The sequence below is a fragment of the Geitlerinema sp. CS-897 genome, assembly GCF_028368005.1.
GTDB lineage: Bacteria > Cyanobacteriota > Cyanobacteriia > Cyanobacteriales > Geitlerinemataceae > Baaleninema > Baaleninema simplex.
In genome coordinates, this window is record NZ_JAQNCQ010000306.1 from 1 (window position 1) to 18,032 (window position 18,032).

The window sequence follows — 18,032 nt, forward strand, 5'->3', positions numbered from 1 at the left end:
AGCTTCCCAATTGAATCGGTAATCGCCGACGAAAATCCAAGGTTTTTGAGCTTCTCGATCGGAAAACCTTGCACCATTTTCTGAAAAAAAGTCCCAAAATCCTTACTGGGTCTACATTTCAGTTTTGTTCAGCAAGCCCTGAGTAAAGCCAGAAGCTGGACTAGAAAAATATTTCCGAATTTTTGGAATAAAAAAAGCGCAAGATGGGTGCATCTCAAAAATGTAAATTCATCGGATACAAGCTGATACGGAATCCGAATTTCAACGCTTCGACTCCGCTCAGCGTTGAGTCCGAGCGGAGTCGAGGACTCAAACACTGGTTTTGCCCAACCTGACAAGTCTTTTTATTTCCCCAACCCCCCAAAGGAGAGGCGGCTAAGGAGGGATGTGGTGAAGACTTCTTGAAACCTAGATTATCAGAAAAGGATGGAGTATGACCTACTCGAGCGAGTGGCTGTTGGATTCCACTCCGTTCCACCCGTGGACTGAGTGAAGCCGAAGTCCAACCTACCCAGACTGGACTTCTTACCCAAACTAAATGTAGAGGTCGGTGGGCATTGCCCACCCTACACATGGATGGTGCAACCGGCTAAAAGCGAAATTCATAACGCAATTCTACAAAATTAAAACCGGGAATATTATCCGTTTCCAAATTGCCCGTACCTTGCAATAACAATCCGCTCGAGCCGTAACTGTAAGTTAACCCCAAGAGCGAATTTTCGTTTAACTCGTAAATCGCTTCAATTTGTCCCGGCGGAAAGACACTGAGGCGATCGAGTCCGATCGCCTGTCCGAGACGGTTGGCGGTGCGATCGATATCCAATAACACCTCCGTCAGCGTCGGTTCTACGACAAACCGCAAAAAGGCAAACTCAAAAAACTCCGTCCCGCGCAACTTAGAAATTTGGTCGATCGTGGTGAGAACCTGACCCCCCAACAACGACACTAACTCCCGTTCGCTACGTTCGGGAACGCTTGTTAACTGCACCGTTTGCAACAACTGCGAGTTTTCAAACGCCGAAATATCTGCGGCTTCGCTCGACAACACGGCTTTCAAAAGCTCCTGGGCGCTCGCCTCGATCGAAACGCTCACCAACGTTTGTTGCGATTGGCGGTTGGGAAGAACCGTCGTATCGGGAACTTCGTTTCCATCGCGATCGCGATCGAGTAGGGGGTTGCGCCGTTCCTCGTACACCAGCGTCGAAACCTGCAAATCCAACAAAGGATCGAGAAGTCCCCGTTCGGGAACGAACGTCACCGTTTGCGGTCGTCCGGGGGCGACGAAGAACAAACTACTAAACAGATCGATCTGTCCGCGATCGACGCTTATCGTACCTTCGGGTCGCAAATTCTCCAAATTCCCATCGACAGCCCCGTTAACCGTCAAATCTCCCGACACCCGAAAATTAAACTGCGGAAGCGGGTTCTGAATGCGGAAGTCTTCCCCCAACACGACCCGAACGTTATCGAGAATTGGAATCACCGGCGGCGGTGCGGATTCTTCCCGTACCGTCCACTGGGCGGACACGGGAATCGCCCCTTCGACGACGCCCCCAGTCGGTACCGATACGCGCCCCTCCGAGAGTGCGATTTCTCCCGTCACTACGGGGGTTAACGCCGTGCCGCGAACCGAGACGAATCCATCTAATAAGCCATCGTACAGCCCCGCTAGCTCGATGTTGCCGTTGTCCACCTTCAGCGTCAAGGGATTTTCCGAGTCCATCTCGGGAACTAAAAACGGTAACGCTCCCGAGAGCGAAAACGTTCCGTCGGCGACTTTGGCAATTAAATTATCGATCGCCACTCGCTCTTGCGTGATGAGAACGCGGCCGTCAATTTGCGCGGGGGCTTGAGGTAAAGCAGCGGCGCGTACCGTGGCGTCCTCGAGAACCACCTCGCCATCGGCGGACAACGCCTGCAAAATGCGATCGAAATCCCCCGACGTCACCTCCACCAAATCCAGCGACGCCGCCAACTGTACCGATCCCTCACCCTCCGTCCAGACGACCTGTCCGTTACTCAACGCCTCGAGTAACTCGAATCCCGGCGTGTCGATCGCCAAGCGTACCTGCGCCACCGCGTTATCTTCCGTCCAGGGGTAGGGAACCCGCGCCGAGATCCGCGTCCAGGTGGGGGCGAGGGTGGCAAACTCGAACAGGTCGTTATCGTAACGGAATTCTCCAGCCAACGTATCGACAGGACGGCCGTTGAGGGTCGGCGAGTCTAAGGATACCCGACCGGCGATCGCGGGGTTTTGTAACGTACCGCCAATTTCGGCCTGGGCGTTCGCCATCCCCTCGAGATCGATCGGAAACTCGACAAAATCACGCACCGTATTCAAATTTAAATCGACGAGTTCGACCGTTCCCGAAGCCGTCGTGGGAGAGAGTTCTCCCACCAAAGACGCTCGCGCCCCGTCAAGTTCGACCTGCGCCGTTTCCACCGTCAGCACTTCGTTACGATAGTTGGCACGAACGAGAATTTCGTCGATTTCGATAATCGGCGCGTCTTCGATAAAAAATCCTAGAACGGGACTGAGGGCGGGAAAAGACGGTCGTGCTTGCCACGTCCAATCTCGCGCCTCCAAAGCGGCGTTTACGTCGGGATTTCCCAGAGTTCCGCCTACCGTGACTCGAGCGTCGTAAGTGCCTCGCACGTCGGCCAGACTAGGGGGGGCGGGTTGTCGCAGGGCGGCCGCCCGTTCTTCCACCAACTCGCTAATTTTATTAAAAACGCTCAACTGCTCGAACAAACCGCGATCGGGAATTCCCACCGGGTCGGCTTGTAAGTCTTCGGGATTCAAACTGGGGGAGGCCAAACCTCGCGCCACGATTTCCTCGATTTCGTACCAGGCGACGGTGGACAGCAAATCCCCCACTCGTCCTTCGTCTACCGTTAACTCGGCGTTGACTGGGGCTTGGTTCAACTGCGCTGGAGTGACCTGTCCCCGCACCAAAGCGACTAAATCCACATCGGTACGAGCGTTGAGGATAAAGCGGGTGTCGCCGAGTTGCAATAACGCGTCGTCGATTCGGGCGATACCGTTGGTATATCCGAAGTCGGCGATCGCTGCCTCCGCTCGAATATAGCCGACACCCGGATCGGCGATCGCGACGTTTCCTCGAGATTCCAACGTAAACAAATTGGCTGAAATCGCCGCCGTCACCTGTCCGTCCACATCTCCTTCAATGCCCAAGGGTTGCCCCGGTACCACGTTCAGCAGGGCTAAATCGAAGTTTTGCAGGCGCAGGTCGAACACGTCCCCCTCGCGATCGCCGATGGCTAACAACGGTGTGGCGGTCTCTTCGCCCTGGCGGATTGCCAACGCCGTCGGGAGATAGGGCAACAAACAGGCGTTTCCTCGGGTGCAAGGGGCGAAACTTGCGGCGATGCGATCGCGGCTTCCTCGAAGGTCGATGGCCACTCGTTCTCCCGTTCGTACCACCACGCCACCCGCCATCACGTCGTCAAAGGCGATCGCGTTCACGGCAAAGTCGCGCAGTTGCAAGTTTCCCGTCAAATCCAAACTTCCCGCCGCCAAGGGATCGCGAATTAAATTTCGTCCCCGAAACTGTCCGGTAAAGTCTGCTTGTCCGGCGATGTTAACGGCGTTGGGGCGATCGAGCGTATCTCCCACGAAGACATCGGCAATGAGTAGGGTAAGGGGCAAACGACGCGACTGATAGTTGGCATCGATCGCCAACTCGGCCGCCAGATCGGGCGCACTCGCCAAATCTGTAAACAGCAGCGTTCCTCGGGTGTTTAAGGACTCTTCACCCAATGCCACCGATACGCCATCTACGCTAACGGGAACGGGAACCGCCCCGAGGCGCAACAGAGGAGCGATCGCCCCGGACAAATTCGCCCGCGCGGTTAACGGGGTGGGAAACCGAGGACTCGTCACGATTTTGTCCCCCACCAACTGCGTGACGAGATCGTCGGTCACCGTGAGTCCCGCCGTCGTCGCAACGTCCCAGCGTCCCCCGTCTACCCTGGCCACAACGTCGGCCGTTCCGTCGTTGACGGCCAGTTGCGCGTTCGCCTCGACGACGGGATTCAACCCCGTAAAATCCTGCGTTCGTGCCGCTGCCAGCAACTCGTCGGCCGTCAAGCTCGCCCGTGCTGTTGCCCTCGACAGCACCAGGGGAACGGGAATTTCGGGAAAATAGGAACTGATGGAAATCGAGGACGCGTCGGCGACTGTGGCGATCGCCCCGTTGCTTAACCCCACTCGGGCGTCTACCATCCCGTCGGCCACCGCTACGTCAGCCTCTGCCACCAACTCGATACCGCTGAGATCCTGAGTTTCCGCCGCTGCCAACACCGCACCGATCGAGGTATCGACTCGCGCCGTCGCCCCCAACACCGTAACGGGAACGGGGAGATTTCCCGCGATCGCCCCGACGGAAATCGACGAAACGTCTGCCGTCGCCGTCACGTTCCCCTCCCTCACCTGCGCCCGAGCGATCGCCGTTCCGTCCGCGATCGCCAAGTTCGCATCGGTCGCCACGTCGATACCGCCAAACTCCCGAGTTTGCGCTGCCTGCAACAACGCGTCGATCGAACTGTCCACCGTCGCCCGCCCGTCCCGCAACGCCACCGTCACCGGTAAACTGTCCGCGATCGCGTTGGCTGAAATATTTGCCGCCTCTGCGACGACATTCACGTTACCGCTTTCGACATCGGCCCGGACGCCGACCGTGCCGCCATCGATCGCCAATCCGATATCGGCGATTCCGTATAGCATATTTAGGTCAAAATTGTCAAGTCTTCCCGAGACGTTCGCCCGCAATTCTGTCAGCGAGGCGTTAACCGGCAGGGGCAAAAACGGCGAGAGGTCGATGGGAGTCGCGGAAACGTCAACATCCCAGTTTCCGGCGTCGAGATCGGCCTGTCCCGTCGCCGCGATCGTGCCGCCCCCAGCGCGAACCTCTGCCGTTTCGAGCCGAAGGCGATCGTCGCGAAACTGGACTTCTCCAAACGTCGAAACCGTCCCCACCTCGGTAACGGCCGCCTCCGGCGTTTCCCAGACCAAGCGAGCGCGGGGATCGTCGAGGGTTCCGCCCACCTCCGCCTCGGCCGTCAACAACCCCACCGTTACCTCGGGAGGTAGGAGTCCGTAAGGGGCGAGAAGTTCGTCGATCGGCAGCTCAGTTTGAAGGTCGAAGTTCAGCGATACCGGAGCCTCTGAATTTTCTCGAGTCAGCGATCGAATATCGACCTGACCTCGGGCGACGACGCGGCCGCCCGCAGCGGGGGTCACGCGAAAACCGTTGAGGGTAACGCGGGACAAATTCGCCGACAGGTTCGCCCGCACCTCTTGTAAAACCGTTGCTTCGATCGCGATCGCCTCCGTATTACTCAACGCTAACGTCGCTTGCGGGTCGTCGATCGCCCCCGTCACCGCGAGGTTGGCTTGTAGCGTTCCCGAAACTGGGAGTTCGGGCAGATCGAGCGTCACTAAATCCCGAACGGAATCGAGGGCAACCGGCAGAACGACGACCTCGAGATCGTAGCCCGTTTGCCAGTCGATCGCCCCCATCGCTCGAACGGCGAGCGTTCCCGTCTGCGCCTCGACCGCCTCCAGCACCACGCGATCGCCCTGGAAGCGAACGAACCCCTCCGCCGTCAGGGGACGAGCCAAGGGATCGAGGGCGATCGATAAGTTCTCTAACGCCAGCGTGCCGCGAATGTCAGGCAATCGGGACGGATCGAGATCGTCTAAGGTTTGCAAGGGCGACGACACCAACCGAACCGACGATCGATCTTGCGGTTCGGTGTCTTCCTCCGTTTCGCCGTCGTCGAACAACCACTCCAAACTCGGAACTTCGATCTGTAAATTGGCGTTGACGTTTCCGCTCTCGATCCGCACCGTTTCCGTAACCTCCTCGGGAAGAAGCTGCGTCAACTGCGACAGTTCTAAATTCCGAACCTGCGTGCTGAGGCGACTTTCAAAGCTTTCCAACTGCGTTTGACCCTCGATGGCCACCTCCCCGTCCGGCAATTCCACCCTCACGTCGTAGCGAGCGAGTTGTAACTTTTGCCGCAGTTGCGCTGTTCCCGACAACTCCACCTCAAACGGCGTCGTTTGCCCTCGAGGAACCAGACGAACCATCCCGTCGTCGATGCGGAGATTAATTTGGGGATCGATGGGAAGTTCCCGCTCGTCCTCGGGCGGTTCGGGAAGGTTCAAATCCAGCGTCAACCAGGTGCCGTCGTCCGCTTGTTCGGCGTAAATGTCCGGTTCGACGAGGGTGAGACTGAGGGGAAGCCGTCCCGAGAGCAAAGCCAGCAGATCGTACCGCACCCGAATGTCCTCGACACTCACGCGGTTGGCGTTGTCTTCCGTTTCGGGAATCGTCAAACCATCGAGTCGAATCCCCGCCAACGAAAACCCTTCGACTTCACCGATTTCTACTGGGCGGTTGAGGAGGTTTGTCAGTTGCGTTTCGAGCAGTGAAGGCAGTTGCGATCGCACCCAAACCTGCAATCCGGCATACCCCACTCCCCCCACGACCAATACCGTTCCACCCGCGATCGCGAGCGACTTCGGACGAGTAACTCGTTTCCAGAAGCGGCGCACGCCATCGGAAGTGCGAGACTCCGACTCAGGCGGGGAGTCCGGGGGAAGATTCGCCATGACTAACACCCTCGACGATCGAAACTTGAATTAATTGTTAGAGCGGCCGGTGCGATGGAATGAAGAGAACCGAAAATCGCAAACTAACGAGCGCGATCGGGCGATGTAGACGCATTTAGAAGCCCGTAGAAGACGGTCTCGTCTGACTGTACCCAATTCGATCGAATTTGTCCATCTCGGGAGAACCTTTGTTATCCTGGTTTATCCCTTAGCGATCTCGCTGTCGTGTTGTCGGTCGTCTCAAATGCGATCGAAAATGTAGCCGCGATCTCAGCGCCGACAGCCAGATCGGGATATGGTAGTTGTGTGGGTGTTCGCCAATCGCCGATGGATCTTCTAGAGTATCAAGCCAAAGAGCTATTTCGCGAAACGGGCATTCCGGTACTGCCCTCTCAAAAAATTCGCCATCCCCAAGATTTGAAGGGGTTAAAAATTCCCTATCCCGTCGTGTTGAAATCGCAAGTGCGCGTTGGCGGACGCGGTAAAGCAGGAGGCGTTCGCTTCGCCGCCAACACGATCGACGCGATCGCCGCCGCTCAAGCCATCTTTCACTTACCGATTCAGGAAGAATATCCCGACGTTCTCTTAGCCGAAGCCAAATACAACGCCGATCGCGAATTTTATCTTGCGATTCTCCTCGATCGCTCGGCGCGTCGTCCAGTTCTCCTCGGTTCTCCTTACGGCGGTGTCGAAGTCAATTTCGATCGCGACACCATGCAGCGAGTGGTTGTCAAAGAAGACTTTTCACCCTTTTACGCCCGACGTCTGGCCTTGAAAATGGGCTTGCGAGGAGAAGCGATCGAAGCCGTCAGCGCGATCGTCGAAAATATGTATCAGCTTTTCGTGCAGAAAGACCTCGACCTCGTCGAAATTAACCCCCTCGGCATTCGCGATACTGGCGAAGTCATGGCACTCGACGGGAAAATCACGGTCAACGACGAAGCCCTCAGCCGTCACGAAGACCTCGCTCGATTGGTTCACGAAAGCCACCTCGATTCAGAACTCTCTTCAGAAACTGCCTTTCTCAACACCGAATACGTCTCACTCGACGGCAACATCGCCATCGTCTGCAACGGGGCGGGACTCACCATGTCCACCCTCGACCTCGTCTGTCAAGCCAAAGGCAAACCCGCCAACTTCCTGAACCTCGGCAGCGAATTATGTTGGCGAGAAGCCAAACTTCCCCTCAAAGAACGCCTCAAAATTGGCTTAGAACGAGTCACCAAAGCCTCGCGAGTCAACGTCGTTCTCGTCAACCTCATCCTCGGCGTCACCTCTTGTAAAGATATCGTCGATACCCTCATCGAAGTGTCCGAACGCAAACAGAGCGATCGCACCTATCGTTGGATAGTCCGTCCCATCGGCAGCGACTGCGACATCGCCCAAAAAGCCTTCGCCGACACCGACATTACCGTTCTCGAGAATCTCGACGAAGCTGTCGCCCTAGCCGTCAAAGCCAAAAAATAACAGTTACCCGTCACCCGTCACCCGTAGGGTGCGTGACTTGAAAAATCGGGTGTCGAACGTGAGACCAACAAACCGTCACGCACCGCCAATGTACTCCCTTGCTCCCCCTCTCCCCCTCTCCCCCTCTCCCTCTCTCCCCCTCTCCCTATGCGGTTCACTTCCGACACCAAAGTTCTCATCCACGGCATCACCGAACCCCTGGCCGCCACCCATACCGTCTTGATGAAAGAATACGGTACCCAGGTCGTGGCGGGAGTTGCCCCCGGCCACGGCGGTAAAACTCAGAACGGCGTACCGATTTACGACATGGTAGAAGAGGCGGTTAAAGAGCAAGGCCCCATCGACGCCGTAGCGATTTTCGTCAAACCCTTCCTCGTTCTCGACGCCGCCTTAGAATCGATCGCCGCAGGCATTCGCAAACTGGCCATCGTCACCGAAGGAATGCCCCCGATGGACATGGTACGCTTAGTTCGCAAGGCTGACATTACTGACACTCTCGTCGTCGGCCCCACCAGTCCCGGCATCATCGTTCCCGGTCAAATTCTCCTGGGAACCCACCCCGCCCAGTTCTACACCCCCGGTTCGGTAGGAATTATCAGCCGCAGCGGAACTCTCACCTATGAAATCGCCCTCTCCCTCACACAAGCTGAGTTGGGACAGTCTATCAGTGTGGGAATCGGCGGAGATGGAATTCTCGGTTCCTCCTTCGCCCAGTGGCTGCAAATGCTCGACGAAGACGATCGCACGGAAGTCATCGTCCTCGTGGGCGAAATTGGCGGTTCCACGGAAGAAGACGCCGCCGAATACGCCGCCGAAGCCATTGACACCCCTACAATCGCCTACGTCGCCGGACGCTTCGCCCCCAAAGGAAAACGCCTCGGACACGCCGGAGCGATCGTCGCCGCCCACCTCAGCGGAACGCAACAGTACACGGGAACGGCTCTCCTCGAAACGGACATCGGTACCGCCGAACATAAAATCGAGGCGTTTAAAAAGGTCGGTATTCCCGTCGCCACCCGCCCTTCAGAAATTCCCGCCTTGGTGAAGAAGGCTTTGAAGAAGAAATGATGAGGAGTCGTAGGGTGCCGTGACGCGGCCGAAAAATGTGGGACGAAGTCAGAACGATGAGATGTTACCGCGTCACGCACCGCCCCCAACCGGAAGATGATGAGATGATGAGGAGTCGTAGGGTGCCGTGACGCGGCCGAAAAATGTGGGACGAAGTCAGAACGATGAGATGTTACCGCGTCACGCACCGCCCCCAACCGGAAGATGGGGAGATGATGAGTCGTAGGGTGCCGTGACGCGGCCGAAAAATGTGGAACGAAGTCAGAACGATGAGATGTTACCGCGTCACGCACCGCCCCCAACCGGAAGATGATGAGATGGGGAGATGATGGGATGAACGATCGAAACGCTGCGTCGAAAGGGTTTCGCTGGCTCGATAACGATACCGTCGCCGCTTGGACGTTTCTGGCACCGGCGTTACTGTTGCTGTTGGCGTTCGTTATCGGACCGATCGGCTATCTCGTCTATCTCAGCTTTACGACAGGGAGTTTTACCCAAACTGGAACGCGATGGGTGGGACTTCAGAATTACTGGCGATCGCTCGTCTCTCCCGATTTCTGGCAAGTTGTCGGAAATACACTCTATTTCTCCGTCGCCACCGTGGTTCCCAGCATTGCGATCCCTCTGGGATTGGCGGCCTTGCTCGATCGCATTCAAACCTTTCGCGGCTTCCTGCGAAGTGCCTATTTTATCCCCTCGATTACCTCCACTGTCGCGGTGGGTTTGGGGTGGCGTTGGCTGTTTCAAACCGACGGCCCCGTCAACCACTTTCTCGAAATCTTTGGAATCGATGCGATTCCCTGGTTGGGAAGTCCCGTGTGGGCGATGCCCGTGTTAATTTTACTGAGTATCTGGAAACAACTGGGTTTCAATCTGGTGTTGTTTCTGGCGGGATTGCAAACGATTCCCCAATCCCGTTACGAAGCGGCAGAATTGGACGGAGCGACGCCGTTACAACAATTCTGGCACGTCACGATTCCCGGTTTGCGCCCCACGTTGGTTTTCGTCATCGTCACCACCACTATTTTTACACTTCGCAGTTTCGAGCAAGTGTACGTCATCACCGGAGGCGGACCGCTCAATTCCACGAATATCTTGGTGTATTACATTTACGAACAAGCCTTCGCCTTATTCGATTTGGGATACGCCGCCGCTGCTGCAACGTTGTTGTTAATGGTGGTGTTAGTTTTGGTGTATTTGCAGTTGAAATTGACCAGCGAGGATAATTGATAATTTTTTATCACATCATCAGATCGTCACATCATCTCCCCGTTGGGGCGGTGCGTGACGCGGTAATATTCTATTGACCTGACTTCGACCAACATTTTTCGGCCGCGTCACACACCCTACGCCTCTCCTCATCATCATCTCTTCATTTTCCTCGGTCTTCCGCCTGCGTCGAACGTCCATAGGGCGCGTTTGTGTTCGTCGCCGTAACTGATGTGAATGGGGCGATCGCTCCCGTAATAATATAAAGAATCGAAGGGAAGTTCGCGATCGCAAATCCAATCGACAAGGCGATCGCTGGCTAAATTAACAATATAAAAATCACAAGCCGCCCCCGGTCGTTTACAGTAATAATTGCCTTTGGTATTCTTCTCAAATGCCATGTGTTGGTCGAGGTTGGGTGCAACGCGGCCGTGACGGCGGCCAGTTGCGGGATCTTTGCGTTCGAGATATCGTTTGAGATCGGCAGAGCAAAAGCCGTAAGTTAACCCGAAGCGATCGCGACCGAATTCGTCGATAACAGGATCGACAATCTCCTCGACGAGACGGTACAACGCCGGAAGGGTTTCATCCGGGTTTTTCGGAAACGGATCGATGCGATCGCGGTATTTATGGTAAGTTTGCGTACAGGTACAAACATCGTGGAGGGTTAGATATTTGCCGAGTTTGAGGTTTCCCAGTTCCACAGTTCTACGAATGCCTCGTATCGGGGTACTGTTTGTTATTTTAGTTTGGCTTTTGGCGGCCTGTTCGTCGGTGCCAGTGTTGTTCGATCGCGACCTTATCGAACGGGCGATTTTACTGCAATTTCAGCAAAATCAAGAACACCTCGCTTCACAACTCAAACTCTCGCAAACGCCCGATTGGTCGGTCGATCGCGTGTCAGTGGATTTTAACGAACCTCTCACAATTCAAGACTTGCCCGCTTATCACCTCAAGGGAACTTACAATTTAATTGTAGATTTGCCCACGGGACGGAAAACTCGTAAAAAACAGCCGTTCGACTTATATATTCAAGGACAAAAAGAAGGGAAAACTTGGCGTTTGGCGCGGTATTTTAGAAGTAAAAACGAATCCGAACCGACCTGGAAAACCTACCTGATCGCTCCCGAAAACTACTAAATTGGGAAGATTCATTAAATTAAGTAAGATTTAAAATATTACCTAGCACGGTCGATTATCAATTGAACTCGTCCGTCGGCGTGTGTCACCCATCCCGTCGCTTCTTGCAGGGGCGATCGCTCTTCTTCCCGTGACTTCTCCGCTTCAGTTGTTTCCCCCAACGGCTTGGGTTCCCAGCGAGAAAACCCGCCCACCGTCACGCGATCGGGCGTTTCCCGCGACAGTCCGCCCCGTCCCGTAACCACAAACCGACTCCCCGATCGCAACGCCGAACAGCCATCGGCCACCAACCCGGACAAATCCACGACTTCTGACGAGAGTTCCACCAACGGCGAATTGGTCTCCACCTCCGGTTCTCGCAACTCCACCACACCGCTAAAAGACGACCCTAACGCCGAGGTTGCAGTAATATCGCTTTCTGGAGTAAGTTGCGATCGAAACGCCGTTCCGAACACCCCAGCCGCCTCGATTTGAATGCGTCCGCCGAAGCTGTTGAGGGCGTTAGCGGTAATGTCGCTGTCGTCCAACGCCACCAACGTCTCGGTGTCGATCGCGATATTTCCCCCCGGTTCCGTTCCTCGGGCGTTAGTGGAAATGCGACTTCCCCCAAACAGCCGCAGATCCGCCAAGTTCAAACGCAAACTTCCCGCCCCCGACGCACTGTCGCCGCGAATGCGTCCCCCGGATTCTAGAGTCAAACGGGAGGTGTCGATCGCCAAAGATCCCGCCTCACCGCGATCGCTACTGCTGACCGTCAGTTCCGCCCCGTCGCGCACGAGGATGCGATCGCCGTTGACGAGCAAATCTCCCGCCGCACCGCCCCCTTCCGAACTGCTAAATACACCGCTGGGAAAGCGGGTTTGCGACTCGTTCACGAAAAAATCGCGGTTTCGCACTTCCACCGCCGCCGTGGAACCGCTTAACTCCATCTCCGAGACGTTCAACACCACCCGTCCCCCGTCGCCGCCGCTGAAGGTTCCCGCACTCACCTGTCCGCCGTCTCGCGCCACCAATCGGGGCGTTTCCACGAACAAATCTGCCCCCGGTGCGTCGCTAAAGGTGGTGGTGGAGAGGGTTGCGGGAACGCCGTTTTCGTCGGTTCCGATGAGTTCGATCGCCTCTGTCGCCCGCACCGTCAGGGTTCCCGCAGCACTGGTTATCGCGTCGCCTCCCGTTCCCGTGGAAATTGCGCCCCCCTCCGCCAAACGCAAAATTCCCGTATCGACGGTTATCGTTCCGCCGCGTCCCGTACTTCCGGCTTCCGAGGTCGTGACGATGACGCTGTTGAAGGTTCCCGCGTTGACGCCGCGCACTTCCAAAACGTTCGATCGCACCGCAATACTCCCCGCATCGCCACCCCCAAGAGTAAACGAGAGAATTTGCGCCCCGTCCGCGATGAGAATGCGATCGGCGTCCAACTCGATGCGTCCGCCGTTTCCCGTCGCTGGGGCGAAACTCGACCCCGACCAACTACTATCGCGGGTTTCGATTTCCCTCGCCCGAACCGTAAAGGTTCCTGCATTTCCCGCCCCGAAGGTATCCGCCCCGACGATCGATCCCTCTTCCACCACCAAGCGATCGCTTTCGATGAAAACGTTTCCGCCGTCCCCACTCGCCCCCGGCCCCACCGCCGCGAAAAAACCACTCGCAAAAAAATCTTCTCCTGGGGCGATTCCCCGCACGTCCACCAACGCCGTGGTACGAATTTCGATCCCGTCTCCCGGTGCGTCTCCTAGAGTATCCGCCAACAGCGTCGAACCGTCCGCTAAAAACAGATTGCGGCCGATAACCGTCAAATGTCCGCCACCGTTCCCGCTGACATCCACCGAAGACGCCGCCGACAGACGAATCTCGCCCCCAGTTGCAGCAGAAACCGAATTTTCGTCGAAATTCCAAGTTCCCCCCTTCAGAGACACCAGAGAAATCGACCCGTTAGCGGCGGTGAGATTCCCCCCAGTCATGGCGATGTCACCGCCGATCAGTTGTAGCGTCGCACCGGGAGACACCGCAAATCCTAGGGCGCGATCGTCGCGGACGGTGGAAAAGTCGTCGGCGAAAGAGAGGTTGTGACCGCTTCCTGTGACGGCGATATTGCCAGAATTCGGCCCCATCTGCACTCCCAGGGGAACGGACACCGACAGCAGGGGCGGATTGTCTTCGAGAATACTGGGAAAACTGGAACCGTCGGAGAACAGCAGGCGATCGCCCGTCGTCCCGAAAAACGACCCACCGATATCGAGACGGGCGTTATCGCCGAGGGTCAGCCCGTTACGATTGAGGAGATAGAGGTTTGCGACGCCGTTGGCGCGAAGAGTTCCGTCGATAAACGAGGGCGCGTCCCCCGTTACCCGCGTAATAATGTTGGCGATCGCGGCGGAATTCTCGAACTGGGCGATCGCCCCCGTTTCTAAATCGAACTGAGAAAAGCTGTGAAACAGATTGTGTCCCGCCGTCGTTCCCCCCGTAATGCGATAGAGGCGGTTATCGATTTCAACGGTGGAAGGAACGGGAAGAGAAGCATCGGGAACGATTTGCGCCGCACTGGGTTCGGACAACACCCCCAAAACGAGGGCGAGAAGAGAAACCGTGTTCGACGGCCTAAAAGTGCGGCGAACTCTCATAAACCGATACCAGAAGTAGTGTTTCAGGGAGATGAGGTCATAGGATCTCTCCCCCTCTCCCCCTCTCCCCCTCTCCCTTACTCCCCCTCTAATCCTCTTCGTCCCCTTCCACCTGGGCGCGATACTCTTCAGCGGTGAGGGTTTCCTCTAATTCGTCGTCGGGGTTGTCGAGACGCACCTTTAACAACCAGCCTTCCCCGTAAGGATCTTCAGACAGTTGTTCGGGAGATTCGATCGCTTCTTCGTTGCGATCGGTGACGGTTCCAGAAATCGGGGCGTACAGGTCTTCGACAGCTTTCACCGATTCGATCGAACCGAAGGTTTCTCCTTTTTCGACAGTATCGCCCACGTCCGGTAATTCCAAGAACACGATATCGCCCAACTCATCGAGAGCGAAGGCGCTAATACCGATCGTGGCGATTTCTCCGTCGAGGCGAACGTACTCGTGAGAGTCCAGATATCTGAGATCCTCGGGATATTCTAATGCCATAAGACTGTCTAGCAGTGGGGTCGCTATCAATATACTGGAATTTCCTGCTAGACGGAACGCCTCTGACGGCTTAACGCACCAGTTCTGGCTGTGGCGTCTCGGTTGTAGGCGTGGCGTCTTCAGACTGTTTCTGCGCCAGGTACACCGCCAATTGCGCCTCGATTTGGTCTTTGACGATTTGGCGGTACTCTAAAAAGTGTTCGGCTTGGGCGCAAACGGAGAGGTAACTGCTGATTCCGCCTCGGTTGTGGCGGTACATCAGCCAGAGGTTGCGCCAAAACTGAAACCGGGTTTTTCGCAGGATTCCTTGACGCCAGGCGATCGTCAGTAACGCCCGAACGACCACCCAAGAGGTGTTTTTCTGGGTGGCTTTCCCTTTGTGGGGATAGGTGGCTTCACCGAGGAAGCGGAAATGGCGATAGGTGCGATCGAGAAACGCCGCCGGGTCGTACAATCGCCAGAAGGCGTCGATATACTCGTGGGCGATGTCTTCTAACGGACGGGTGGGGACGAAGTTCATCAACGTGGTTTGGTTGATGTTGGCGTTTTTCTCCCGCAGGCGTCCTTCTTTTTCTAAACGATGCCACAACGCCGTATCGGGAAGGGCTTGCAGCATACTGAATAAGGCGGTGGGAATGGCGGTTTTTTCGACGAATTCCACGATGCGATCGCCCGCCCCGGCTTTTTCGCCGTCGAAGCCGATGATGAATCCCGCCATGACGCGCAAGCCGGATTTCGCAATTTGAATTACGGCGTCGCTGAGAGGATCGCGGGTGTTTTGATATTTCTTGGTGGTGGCGAGGCTGTCGGCGTCGGGGGTTTCGATGCCCAAAAACACCGATCCGAAGTTACAGGCTACCATCATATCCATCAATTCTTGGTCTTTGGCCAAATCGACGGAGGCTTCGGTGGCGAAGGAGAAGGGATAGTTGTGTTCCACCATCCAGGGTTGTATGGCTTTCAGCAGCAGTTTGACGTTGCGTTTGTTTCCGATGAAGTTGTCGTCTACCAGGAAGATGCTGCGACGCCACCCCAATTCGTAGAGGCGATCGAGTTCGGCGAGAAACTGTTCGGGGCTTTTGGTGCGCGGTTTGCGTCCGTAGAGGACGATAATGTCGCAAAACTCGCATTGGAAGGGACAGCCTCGGGAAAATTGCACCGACATTTCGGCGTAGGCGTCGAAGTCGAGGAGATCGAAGCGGGGAACTGGGGTTACCGTAACGTCGGGTTTTTCGCCGTTCGATCGAAATACGCCGCTGGTTTCGCCACGGGCGATCGCCTCGACGAACATCGGTAAGGTAATTTCCCCTTCGTCGAGAATGAGAAAGTCTGTCTCGACGGCTTTTAAATCCTCGGGTAACGCGGTGGGATAGGGGCCGCCCACGGCGACAGCTTTTCCGCGACGTTTGGCTTGCTGCACCTGCGCTAGCATATCGTCTTTCTGGACGATCATCGCCGACATCAACACCAAATCCGCCCAGTTCCAATCGTCTTCGGTGACATCGCCCACGTTGCGATCGACCAGTTTGAATTCCCACTCTTGCGGTAAAATCGCCGCGACGGTGACGAGTCCCAACGGCGGTAACATGGCTTTGCGGCCGATGAGTTCGAGGGTTTTCTCGAAAGACCAAAAGCTTTTAGGAAACTTGGGATACAGTAACAGAACGCGCATCGTCAACCTTTTGCTCTCCCGTGCGTGACAGCATTGCCGTCAGACGGCGTGTCAAACTTTGTTGAACTATAACACTTACAAAAAATTGCGGATTCGGCCGTACAGTAGATCGGTGAATTTCCGTGCAACCGTCGATGGCTGAAGTTGTCTTAGAAAAGGTCTACAAGCGATTTCCCCAGCGAGGCGACGCCTCGGAGGAAGCGGGGGTGTCGGTGTTGCGCGATATCGATTTGACGGTTCGCGACGGCGAGTTTTTGGTTCTCGTGGGACCGTCGGGATGCGGGAAAAGTACGCTGTTGCGGCTGATTGCGGGGTTGGAATCCCTGACGGCGGGAAAAATTTACATCGGCGATCGCCTCGCGAACGATCTTCCGCCAAAACGCCGCGATGTGGCGATGGTATTTCAGAGTTACGCCCTCTATCCCCATCTCACGGTGTACGAGAATTTAGCCTTTGGCTTGCGCCGTATGGGACGCCGCAAACCGCCGCCGTGGGAGAGTTTGGCGGTGTCTGCAACGCGGAAATTCCCGAAACCGCTGCGCTACGTGACGCCTCGGGAACGGGAAATCGCCGAACGGGTGCAGCAGGTGGCGCAAATGTTGCAAATCGAGATGTTGCGCGATCGCCTTCCCAAGGAACTGTCGGGGGGACAGAAGCAGCGGGTGGCGTTGGGACGGGCGATCTCCCGCGATCCGGCGGTATTCTTAATGGACGAGCCGTTGAGTAATTTGGATGCGAAGTTGCGTTCCGAGACGCGGGGTCAACTGGTGGAATTGCAGCGTCAGTTGGGAACGACGACGGTTTACGTGACGCACGATCGCGTTGAAGCGATGACGATGGGCGATCGCATTGCGGTGATGAACGCCGGACAACTCCAGCAAGTGGGTGCGCCGCTGGAACTGTACGAACGCCCTGCAAACCGCTTTGTGGCGGAGTTTTTGGGGTCGCCGACGACGAATTTCATTTCGGTTCGGGTGAAGGATTCTTTGAAGTTGGTCAGTTCGCAGTTTCGCTTGACGCTTCCTGGGAGTTGGGAGAAGTGGTTGCGCCACTACGACGGACAGTCGGTGTGGCTGGGGGTGCGTCCGGAACACTTGAGTTTGAGTGCAGCAGCGGCGAAAAATTTACAATTGCGGATCGATCGCCTGGAGACGTTGGGTAGCGAAACCTATGTTATCGGGAGTTCGGTGGACGATCCGTCGTTGTCGGTACAGGCGAGACTTCCCGGCGATCGACGGGTGGCGTTGGGGGATGTGATTTGGCTGGCGATCGATCCCGAACGGGTGCAGTTGTTCGATATGCAGACTGAAAGGACGATTGGATGGGTTTAGTTGAATTTATATTATGTGTTCAGATCCCCGGCATCTTGGAGATGCCGGGGATCTCGCCCTCACTCCAAAATCAAACGTTGAATTATCCGTTCGTCCACTTCACTCTCAACAAACTGACGATAATCCTCTCGTCCCGAAAACTGCGACAAAACCACATCTGGCTTCGGCAACGTTCCCCTTCGCAAGCCAACATAATCTCGATAGCTTGAAAATATCCAATCTTGCGGATGTTTCACCAAATTAGCACGAACAGGATGGGTGCATCTCACTTTCGTAAAAACACAAAAATCATGGTAAAATAATATGAGTAGATATATCTAAAAAATTTCAAAATGAACTTAAACTCCGAAGAACGAGAAAAGCTACAAGAACATCTCAAAGCGGTGGCTGACAT

At 55.9% G+C, this 18,032-nt stretch carries 10 protein-coding genes and 1 pseudogene; 6 read left to right on the top strand and 5 right to left on the bottom strand.

Annotation, left to right across the window (positions count from 1 at the left end; genetic code table 11):
• Positions 1-589: 589 nt before the first annotated feature.
• Entirely contained in the window at positions 590-6,640 is a 6,051-nt protein-coding gene (locus POG22_RS19330) for a translocation/assembly module TamB domain-containing protein (RefSeq protein WP_498906846.1), read from the bottom strand.
• Positions 6,641-6,967: 327 nt separating this feature from the next.
• Between POG22_RS19330 and POG22_RS19335 the strand changes: the two genes are divergently transcribed.
• The 3 genes from POG22_RS19335 (at position 6,968) to POG22_RS19345 (ending at position 10,405) form a co-directional block, all read left to right on the top strand.
• Entirely contained in the window at positions 6,968-8,107 is a 1,140-nt protein-coding gene (locus POG22_RS19335; protein WP_498906847.1) for an ATP-grasp domain-containing protein, read from the top strand.
• Between the two features lie 147 nt (positions 8,108-8,254).
• The gene (locus tag POG22_RS19340; RefSeq protein ID WP_498906848.1) at positions 8,255-9,175 is read left to right on the top strand and encodes a succinate--CoA ligase subunit alpha; all 921 of its coding nucleotides are present in this window, start codon (positions 8,255-8,257) and stop codon (positions 9,173-9,175) included.
• A 333-nt stretch (positions 9,176-9,508) separates the two neighbouring features.
• Positions 9,509-10,405, top strand: coding sequence for a carbohydrate ABC transporter permease (locus POG22_RS19345; protein WP_063716550.1), 897 nt, complete (start codon positions 9,509-9,511; stop codon positions 10,403-10,405).
• Between the two features lie 134 nt (positions 10,406-10,539).
• Here the strand turns inward: POG22_RS19345 and POG22_RS19350 are convergent, their stop codons facing one another.
• On the bottom strand, positions 10,540-11,082 hold the full coding sequence (locus POG22_RS19350; RefSeq protein WP_498906851.1) for a hypothetical protein: 543 nt from the start codon (positions 11,080-11,082) through the stop codon (positions 10,540-10,542).
• Between the two features lie 16 nt (positions 11,083-11,098).
• On the opposite strand from POG22_RS19350, the gene POG22_RS19355 reads away from it, so the two are divergent.
• Positions 11,099-11,524, top strand: coding sequence for a hypothetical protein (locus tag POG22_RS19355; protein WP_063716551.1), 426 nt, complete (start codon positions 11,099-11,101; stop codon positions 11,522-11,524).
• A gap of 38 nt (positions 11,525-11,562) precedes the next feature.
• Here the strand turns inward: POG22_RS19355 and POG22_RS19360 are convergent, their stop codons facing one another.
• From POG22_RS19360 to POG22_RS19370, 3 genes are all read right to left on the bottom strand, one after another.
• On the bottom strand, positions 11,563-14,145 hold the full coding sequence (locus POG22_RS19360; protein ID WP_498906849.1) for a two-partner secretion domain-containing protein: 2,583 nt from the start codon (positions 14,143-14,145) through the stop codon (positions 11,563-11,565).
• An 88-nt stretch (positions 14,146-14,233) separates the two neighbouring features.
• Positions 14,234-14,635 carry a glycine cleavage system protein GcvH gene (gene gcvH, locus POG22_RS19365; RefSeq protein ID WP_063716553.1) on the bottom strand — a complete coding sequence of 134 codons (402 nt, stop codon included), beginning with the start codon at positions 14,633-14,635 and terminating at the stop codon, positions 14,234-14,236.
• A gap of 70 nt (positions 14,636-14,705) precedes the next feature.
• A complete protein-coding gene (locus POG22_RS19370; protein WP_498906850.1) occupies positions 14,706-16,307 on the bottom strand; it encodes a B12-binding domain-containing radical SAM protein in 1,602 nt (533 codons plus the stop codon).
• 134 nt (positions 16,308-16,441) lie between these two features.
• Between POG22_RS19370 and POG22_RS19375 the strand changes: the two are divergent.
• A pseudogene (locus POG22_RS19375) lies at positions 16,442-17,017 on the top strand (ABC transporter ATP-binding protein); the annotation flags it as partial.
• Positions 17,018-17,164: 147 nt separating this feature from the next.
• The gene (locus POG22_RS19380) at positions 17,165-17,638 is read left to right on the top strand and encodes a TOBE domain-containing protein (protein ID WP_498906852.1); all 474 of its coding nucleotides are present in this window, start codon (positions 17,165-17,167) and stop codon (positions 17,636-17,638) included.
• Positions 17,639-18,032 lie beyond the last annotated feature (394 nt).